The sequence below is a fragment of the uncultured Aquincola sp. genome, assembly GCF_964001545.1.
Classification (GTDB): Bacteria; Pseudomonadota; Gammaproteobacteria; order Burkholderiales; family Burkholderiaceae_C; genus Aquincola.
On record NZ_CAXFDV010000869.1, the window covers coordinates 1 to 6,496 of the forward strand.

6 protein-coding genes are annotated in these 6,496 nt (G+C 69.5%); 2 read left to right on the forward strand and 4 right to left on the reverse strand.

What is annotated here, in order from left to right; all coding sequences use genetic code 11:
• From ABNT58_RS29875 to tsaB, 3 genes are all read right to left on the reverse strand, one after another.
• A partial coding sequence (locus tag ABNT58_RS29875) for a uracil-DNA glycosylase (RefSeq protein WP_348756981.1) occupies window positions 1-745 on the reverse strand: 745 nt, incomplete at its 3' end.
• The gene (gene rimI, locus ABNT58_RS29880) at window positions 735-1,223 is read right to left on the reverse strand and encodes a ribosomal protein S18-alanine N-acetyltransferase (RefSeq protein WP_348756982.1); all 489 of its coding nucleotides are present in this window, start codon (window positions 1,221-1,223) and stop codon (window positions 735-737) included. The genes ABNT58_RS29875 and rimI, both read right to left, overlap by 11 nt.
• Complete coding sequence (gene tsaB / locus ABNT58_RS29885; RefSeq protein WP_348756983.1) at window positions 1,220-1,984, reverse strand: tRNA (adenosine(37)-N6)-threonylcarbamoyltransferase complex dimerization subunit type 1 TsaB; 765 nt, start codon at window positions 1,982-1,984, stop codon at window positions 1,220-1,222. Before tsaB ends, rimI begins: the two co-directional genes overlap by 4 nt.
• Before the next feature lie 66 nt (window positions 1,985-2,050).
• Here tsaB and dacB point away from each other — a divergent pair, with 66 nt between their 5' ends.
• Window positions 2,051-3,544 (forward strand): D-alanyl-D-alanine carboxypeptidase/D-alanyl-D-alanine-endopeptidase, encoded by a 1,494-nt coding sequence (gene dacB, locus ABNT58_RS29890; protein ID WP_348756984.1) that lies wholly within the window; start codon window positions 2,051-2,053, stop codon window positions 3,542-3,544.
• A 495-nt stretch (window positions 3,545-4,039) separates the two neighbouring features.
• On the opposite strand, the gene ABNT58_RS29895 is transcribed toward dacB, so the two are convergent.
• Window positions 4,040-4,723: a methylenetetrahydrofolate reductase gene (locus ABNT58_RS29895; protein ID WP_249193462.1), complete on the reverse strand. Its 684-nt coding sequence runs from the start codon at window positions 4,721-4,723 to the stop codon at window positions 4,040-4,042.
• Window positions 4,724-5,000: 277 nt separating this feature from the next.
• On the opposite strand from ABNT58_RS29895, the gene ABNT58_RS29900 reads away from it, so the two are divergent.
• Window positions 5,001-6,496: IS5 family transposase (locus ABNT58_RS29900; RefSeq protein ID WP_348756985.1), on the forward strand; the 1,496-nt coding region annotated here is incomplete at its 3' end.

A 6,496-nucleotide genomic window follows, 5' to 3' on the forward strand; every position in this document is an offset into this window, starting at 1 on the left:
GCACGCCCTGGTACTGGTGCACCCGGCCGCGCAGGCGGCCGATGGGCTCGCTGCTGCGCAGCAGCGACTGCACCGCAAAGCGCCCCATCGCCAAAATGATGCGCGGCTGCACCAGCGCGATCTGCCGCTGCAGGTAGGGCTCGCAGCGGGCCAGTTCCTCCGGCTCCGGGTTGCGGTTGCGCGGCGGCCGGCACTTCAGCGTGTTGGCGATGAACACCTGCTGCGCGGGCGGCGCCTCCTCGCGCGTCAGGCCCAACGCGCGCAGCATGCTGTCCAGCAGCTGGCCGGCGGGGCCGACGAAGGGCTCGCCGCGCAGGTCTTCCTGCTCGCCCGGCGCCTCGCCGATCACCATCCAGTGCGCCCGCACGTTGCCGACGCCGAAGACGGTGTGGCGCCGCGATTCGCACAGCCGACAGGCGGTGCAGCCGGCCACCGCCTCGCGCAGCGGGTCCCAGTCCAGGCTGTCCACCGGCGAGGGGGCGCGGGCGATGAGGTCGGCAGGCCGCGCGGTCGCGGCCCCGGCGTCGGCCTGGGCGGGCACAGCCGTGTCGCGGGCAGGCCGGCGCTCGGGCGGGGGCGCGGGCCGCTGATCGTGCGCGGCGGCCGGCACGGCCACCGGCGCCGCCGCCACTTCGGCCTCCGCCCGGTCTGCGACCTGCGCTTCGTCCGGCTCGGTGGCCGCTGGCGGCACGAACACGCGGATGCCCATCTCGGCCAGCATGGCCCGCTGGCGGTCACTCCACATCGCGCGGCTCCATGGCCAGGGCCATCACGAAAGCGTCTTCCCGCTGGCCGTGCGGCGCGGGGTAGTAGCCACGGCGCAGGCCGATCTGCAAGAAGCCCATCGATTCGTACAGCAGCCGCGCGCCTTCATTGCTGGTGCGCACTTCCAGCAGCAGCGTGGGCAGGCCGGTGGCGCGCACCGCGTCGATCACCGACTGCAGCAGCGCCCGGCCATGGCCCTGGCGCTGCCATCGCGGCGCCACGGTGATGTTGAGCAGGTGCTCCTCGTCCACGCCGCGCATGGCCACGCTGTAGCCGATCAGCTCGCTGTCTTCGGCCTGCAGCACCTGCATGTCGTAGCCGGCGGCGATCGAGTCGATGAAGTTGCCGCGCGACCACGGAAAGGCATAAGCCTGCTGCTCGATGTGGCTCACCGCGTCCACCAGGGCCACGGTCATCGGCACCAGGCGCGGCGCGGCGGGTTGCGCTACCGCATTCATGAGGTGGCTGCCTTGGCCGCTTCGCGCTCGGCCGTGGTCTGTGCCACCTTGTCGCGCAGGTACAGCGGCAGCGCCAGCGCGGGGTCGATGGCTTCGCCGGCCTGCCAGGCCTGCCGGGCCAGGCGCAGCAGCGCGGCGGCGCGGTCTTGCTCGGCAGGCACCCGTTCGGCGTTGCCGGTGGGCAGCTGGTCGCCGAAAGCATCCAGCGCCGAGCCGGCCACGCAGGCCGGCGCTTCGGCCTGCCAGTGCGCCGCCAGCGCCACCAGCGGCCACAAGGCGGGCGCCTGCAGCACCTGCCAGCGCTCGCCGGTCCAGCGGTAGGCGCCGGCGTAGATCTCGTTCATGCGCGCATCCATGGCCACGTGCACGGTGTCGTGCCGGCCCTGAGTCTGCGCGCGGGCGTCGTCGGCCACGAGGGCCAGGCTGTCGATCGGCAGCACCGGGCAGCCGGCGCCCAGCGCCAGGCCCTGCGCTACCGCACAGGCGGTGCGCAGCCCGGTGAAAGCACCCGGTCCGTGGCCGAAGGCGATGGCCTGCATGGCCGACACGCGGCTGCCCAGTTGCGCCAGCAGCGACTGCACGGCCGGCAGCAGCCGGGCCGAGGCCAGCGGGCCGCCGGGCTCTTGCAGGCCCAGCTGGCGGCCGTGGGCTTGCGCGGCCACGGCCAGGCGTTCGGTGGAGGTGTCGATGGCCAGCAAGGCGGGCGAGGCCGGGGTGGCCTCGGCGTGCGTGGAGCACGCGGAAAGGGGCGACGACGACATGCCGCCAGTGTAGGGGAAGGGCCTGCGCGGCCGGGGCGCGCGCAGACCGCATGCGATCATGGCCCGATGCCTGTGTTCCCGTACTTCAAGCCCCGCGTCGGCCGGCCTGCGGCGGCGGCCATCGCCCTGTGCCTGGGCCTGGGCGCGCTCGGCAGCGCGGCCGGCCAGTCCATCGGCACCCTGCCGCCTGAAGCCGCCGCGGTGCTGCAGCGCGAACGCATTCCGCCCGAGGCGCTGTCGGTGGTGGTAGAAGAAGTGGGCGCCCTGCCCGTGCGCGGCCAGCCGCCGGCGCCGCGCCTGCGGCTGCAGGCCGACAAGCCGGTGAACCCGGCCTCGCTGACCAAGCTGCTGACCACCTATGCCGCGCTCGACCTGCTGGGCCCGGCCTGGAGCTGGAACACGCCGGTGTGGATCAACGGCGAGCTGCGCGACGGCGTGCTGGACGGTTCCCTGATCATCCAGGGCCGCGGCGACCCCAAGCTGGTGCTGGAACGCGTGTGGCTGCTGCTGCGCCGGGTGCAGGCGGCCGGCGTGCGCGAGATCCGCGGCGACATCGTGCTGGACACCGACGCCTTCGCGCCGCCGCGCAGCGCCCCGGCCGACTTCGACAACGAACCGCTGCGGCCCTACAACGTGCGCGCCGATGCGTTGCTGCTGAACCAGAAGACGGTGATCTACCGCTTCACGCCCGATGCGGTGCGCAACGTGGCGCGCATCAGCGCCGAGCCCACGCTGGCCGGCACCACGGTGCAGGCCGAGCTGCCGATGGCCGAGGGCCCCTGCGGCGACTGGCGCAGCACCGTCAAGCCGCGCTTCGACGACCCGGCGCAGGTGCGCTTCGAGGGCCGCTACCCGCTGGCCTGCGGCGAGCGCCAATGGCCGGTGGCCGACCCCGCGCCGCAGACCTACGCCGCGCGGCTGCTGGCCCAGCTGTGGGCGGAGGCCGGCGGCCAGCTGCGCGGCAAGGTGCGCGCCGGCCCGGCGCCCACGGCCACGCCGCCCACCTTCCAGTTCGAGTCGCCACCGCTGGCCGAGGTGGTGCGCGACATCAACAAGTACAGCAACAACACGATGGCGCAGCAGCTCTTCCTGACGCTGGGGCTGGAGCGCGCCGGCCAGGGCACGCCCGAGGCCGCGCGCGAAGTGCTGCAACGCTGGCTGGCCGAGCGCCTGCGCCTGGACGCGGCCAGCCAGCAGGCACTGGTGATCGACAACGGCTCGGGCCTGTCGCGCGACACGCGCCTGCCGGCGGCGCTGCTGGCGCGGCTGCTGCAGTCGGCCTGGGCCAGCCCGGTGATGCCCGACCTGGTGGCTTCGCTGCCGGCCTCGGGCACCGATGGCACGCTGCGCCGCTCACAGGCGCCGGCGGGCCGCGCGCACCTGAAGACCGGCTCATTGCGCGACGTGGCCGGCGTGGCCGGTTACGTGCTGGGCGACAGCGGCCGGCGCTACCTGCTGGTGGCCATCGTCAACCACCCCAATGCCGCGGCCGCCCGTCCGGCCTTCGACGCGCTGGTGCAGTGGACGCTGCGCGACGGGGCGATGCCGGGAACGCCATGAAAAATGTCCGCTGTCAAGTCTTTGATGTAGACGGACAGTTCCGTAAAAGGTCTTATGGAATAACAGGTTAGTCCATATTTTGGTCGCTACGCATCCTTGCTGATTTGCGAGCTAGGTGCCACATAGGCGCTTTGCAGTGGCAAACGTAAGGATGTCTCAGCGAGCAAAGTCGCATCATCAAAGTTTCGGTCTATCACCATCTTCCTACAGAAGGCAGTTCGAGAAGGGCGTTTATCGTGTTTGCCCCCCCAATCTGCCAATCGATAGCTCGCACCGTCGAAGCCGATGATGCGGGCGATCCATTTCGATGTGGCATTTGCGCCTGCGTCCGGTGATGTTGGCCGCGTGTGTCCTGTGCCAATGGGATCGCGCCCATGGGGCGCTTGCGCAACGCGAAGGCTGAGGCGGGCGGTAGGATGCTCTCGAAGCGTTCGCCCCAACGAGGTCTGCTTCTATGGGGCATGCCAGTGCAAGCGACTGCTGGAGGCGCAGTAATCACATGGGAGCCGTGTCGATGGGTTGTTCAGGCTCGGCACGCGAGCAGTACTGCTCTACCCACTTCACGGACTGAGCGATGCCTCCGAATGGAAAGAAATGCAGGCTCACCTTTCCATGTGCTTCGGTCAGGCGGGTGGTCAGACGATCCACAAAGAGATCCGGGCCTGCTATGCCGAACAGCTTGCTGATCGAGATGCCGTACTTGGACAACATCGACGCGCATGCGCTAACGCCACACAAGGCGGCATAGCGCGCCAGCACCGCCACGCCTGCAGGGCCCGGCACGCCCACGCGTACGGGATGTTCGACGCCACGCCCGCGCAGGGCTTCCAGCCAGGCCAGCACGATGTCGGCATCGAAGGCAAATTGCGTGACGATCAAGGGCGCCATGCCGCGCCCTTCGATGCAGCGACACTTGTGTTCGAGCACTTTCCAACGATCAGATGTGCTCATGACCGGATGGCCCTCGGGATGGCCACCCACGCCGACCATCTGAATGCCCGAGCGCTCGAACACGCCTGATTCGATCAGTGAGGAGCTGTCGGCAAACGGCCCCAGCGGGGTGGACGGATCTCCAGCGATCACGAAGCAACGCTTGACGCCGGCTTCCGCGACCGCGCGCTGGATGAACGACTCCAGTTTTGCGAACGAGGCGATACGGCGTGCAGCGAGGTGAGGCATGGGCTCAAAGCCGAGTCCGCGAACGGCCTGCGCTGCGGCCAGTCGCGCGTCGTTGTCCTGGTTCGCCAGGTAGGGAATGGAAATGGTTGACCCGGGCAATACACGCGGCGCCGCTGCGGTCAGCGCAGAGATATCCTTCGCGTTGACCTCTAACGAGTCGGCCCTGCAATTCGCCTGCAGCCCGCATGAACACTCGCTCTGCGGGGTGAATGCCGATCGCGGGAACTCCCAGGAAGCGATTCAATGGAGCGCAGTTTCTGGGAGTTTTTGACCGCCGATGAGCACCGACGATTTCTTCCGCGCCCGCCTGGATCAGATGATCGACCTGCGGCATCCGCTGGCGGTGCTGGCCACGCGAATGCCCTGGGATGAGATCGAGAAGGCGCTGGCGCCGGCCTTTGCGCACAAGGATCGCGCCGGTCACCGGGTGGAAGGCGCTGACCTGTTCGGCCCGACGCTGCAGGTGGCGGGCTCTGGGGTCAGCAACCGTGGCCGGCCGCGCCTGCCGATCCGGTTGATGGTGGCGCTGCTGTACCTCAAGCACGCCTTCAACGTCAGCGACGAGGAACTCGTCGAGCGCTGGAGCGAAAACGTGGTCTGGCAGTTCTTCAGCGGCATGGCGTACTACACGCCCAAGCTGCCCTGCGATGCCACGCAGATCGGGCGCTTCAGGCGCGTGCTGGGTGAGGCCGGCGTGGAGCAGTTGCTCAAGTCCACGATTGAGGCAGCGGTGGCGATGAAGGCGGTGGGCAAGCGCGAGTTCGAGCGCGTCATCGTCGACTCCACGGTGCAGGAAAAGGCCATCGCCCACCCCACCGACAGCCGACTGCTGGAGGTGGCGCGCGAGAAGATCGTCCGGCTGGCCAAGCGAGCCGGCATTGCGCTGAAGCTGACCCACGAACGCGAAGGCAAGACGCTTCGCCGCCGGGCGGCCGGCTATGCGCACGCCAAGCAGTTCAAGCGTCTGAAGCGCGTGCTGCGCCGCCAGCGCACGATCCTGGGCAGCCTGCTGCGCGAGGTGCGGCGCAAGATGACGGCCCTGCCGAAGACGGCGCAAGACACGCTGACGGTCTGGCTCGAACGCGCCGAGCAGCTGCACGCCCAGAGGCCGCACGACAAGGGCAAGCTGTATGCGCTGCACGCTCCGGAAGTGGAGTGCATCGGCAAAGGCAAGGCGCGTCAGCCCTACGAGTTCGGCGTCAAGGTCAGCGTGGCGGTGACCCACCGGCAAGGCCTGATGGTGGGTGCACGCAGCTTCCCCGGCAACCCGTACGACGGCCACACGCTGGCCGCGCAGCTGGAACAGACGAACACGTTGCTGCAAGACATCGGCGTCGAGCTCACCACCGCGGTGGTGGACCTGGGCTACCGCGGTGTTGATGCTGACATCGCTCCGGTGCAGCTCGTTCACCGGGGCAAGAGCAAGACGCTGACGGCCAGGCAACGCGCTTGGCTGCGGCGACGCCAGGCCGTCGAGCCGGCCATCGGGCACCTGAAGGCCGATCACCGCATGGACCGCTGCTGGCTCAAGGGCAGCGAGGGCGACGCGCTGCATGCGGTGCTGTGCGCGGCCGGGTTCAACATACGCTGGCTGCTGCGGGCGATCGCCCGTCTTGGCCTGGCTGGCGTTTACTGCGCCTTGGCATTGCTGACATTCGTCGTGCGGCGGGTCACTGCCGCCATGGCGATGCCGCTTGGGGCACCGTCGCCGTCTACGCCGCGTCGGCGTTGGGAACTCCGTCGATGTCGGCAACTGAAATTCGCAGGTCCGAC

Excerpts from the sequence above, each read along its gene's own strand:
- rimI (WP_348756982.1), bottom strand. The coding sequence starts at position 1,223 with ATGAATGCGGTAGCGCAACCCGCCGCGCCGCGCCTGGTGCCGATGACC.
- tsaB (WP_348756983.1), bottom strand. The coding sequence starts at position 1,984 with ATGTCGTCGTCGCCCCTTTCCGCGTGCTCCACGCACGCCGAGGCCACC.
- dacB (WP_348756984.1), top strand. The coding sequence starts at position 2,051 with ATGCCTGTGTTCCCGTACTTCAAGCCCCGCGTCGGCCGGCCTGCGGCG.
- ABNT58_RS29895 (WP_249193462.1), bottom strand. The coding sequence starts at position 4,723 with ATGCCTCACCTCGCTGCACGCCGTATCGCCTCGTTCGCAAAACTGGAG.